The sequence below is a fragment of the Pseudoalteromonas holothuriae genome, assembly GCF_945859825.1.
Classification (GTDB): Bacteria; Pseudomonadota; Gammaproteobacteria; order Enterobacterales; family Alteromonadaceae; genus Pseudoalteromonas; species Pseudoalteromonas holothuriae.
Window position 1 is genome coordinate 1 of record NZ_CAMAPC010000082.1, and the last position, 548, is coordinate 548.

At 51.1% G+C, this 548-nt stretch carries 1 protein-coding gene; it reads right to left on the reverse strand.

Annotation, left to right across the window (positions count from 1 at the left end; all coding sequences use genetic code 11):
- A partial coding sequence (locus OCI93_RS20975) for a beta-ketoacyl [acyl carrier protein] synthase domain-containing protein (RefSeq protein ID WP_261627266.1) occupies positions 1 to 548 on the reverse strand: 548 nt, incomplete at both ends.

The window sequence follows — 548 nt, forward strand, 5'->3', positions numbered from 1 at the left end:
GCCGTTAACTCCACCGAATCTCCCAGCTTCGTTCCCGTTCCATGAGCCACTATATAACCCAACTGCCCTATATCTAAATCATACTCATCATATATCTGCTGCAACAACGCACTTTGCGCCGCTCCACTTGGTGCCGTTATACCATTCGTCTTACCGTCATAATTAACCCCTATCCCTGCAAGCTCCGCGTAAATCCTATCTCCTGAACTCTGGGCTTCTCCTTTCCTTCTCACCGCTAGCACTACCGCAGCTTCGCCCGGTACTATGCCATCCGCATCCTTTGAAAACGCCCTACACGCACCACTGTCCGATAACATTCCCGCCTGTAACATCCCCCGTTGAACCTGCTCCGTCAGCATCAAATTCACCGCGCCTACCAACACCGCATCACACGCACCATGACGTAACGCCATACTGCCCTGATGCATCGCAACCAAACCCGATGAACATGCCGTATTTAATGCCATTACCGGACCCGATAAATTTAAAAAATACGCCAAACGCGATGCCAATACGCCATCATGGTTCGCTGTAATACTCCCCCCTCC